The sequence below is a fragment of the Citrobacter sp. Cpo091 genome, assembly GCF_030332645.1.
GTDB classification, from domain to species: domain Bacteria; phylum Pseudomonadota; class Gammaproteobacteria; order Enterobacterales; family Enterobacteriaceae; genus Citrobacter; species Citrobacter portucalensis.
The window spans coordinates 1-526 of sequence record NZ_JAOWHL010000009.1; the positions used below are offsets into that span (position 1 = coordinate 1).

The window sequence follows — 526 nt, forward strand, 5'->3', positions numbered from 1 at the left end:
CGCTCCGGCAAGGACCTGACCCTGTGTAAAGACTACGTCGTCCCGGGCGGCAGTTTTACCTTCCTCCCGTCAACGCAGGCATTTATCAACGGTAAAACCTACCCCTATGGCAACTGGGATTAAGAGGGATGAAAATGCGCAAACTACTGATACTTGCCCTGTTACTGGCCGCTGCAGGCTGCAGCCCACATCAATCTCACCCTTTACAGTCAAAACAGGCCGCCAGCGGGGACTGGACTCTACCTTACGGTAAGTGGAATTTTTCTTTTATCACCCCCTATGAATTACCCTCAATGGTCAACCACGCAAGAGTTATCGACACCGATGGTTACTTGTATACCTTTAACACGCTTGACCCAACCTCTCGTGACTCTGAATCCGTGGACAAGTGGACTGATGTGACCTTTGGCGGCAGCGTTAATTTCAACAAAGTCAAAAAACCCCCGCAGTACATTGTCTTCTGCTGGGATTCCTATATTGACCAGCAGACCTATGAAACCAGCGCCGTCTTCGGCCCCGAAACCTG

Annotated in this window: 1 protein-coding gene; it reads left to right on the forward strand. The window is 50.8% G+C overall.

Annotation, left to right across the window (positions count from 1 at the left end):
* Positions 1-128 precede the first annotated feature (128 nt).
* The coding region (locus OGY04_RS00045) for a DUF2931 family protein (protein WP_286573051.1) at positions 129-526 on the forward strand (398 nt) is incomplete at its 3' end.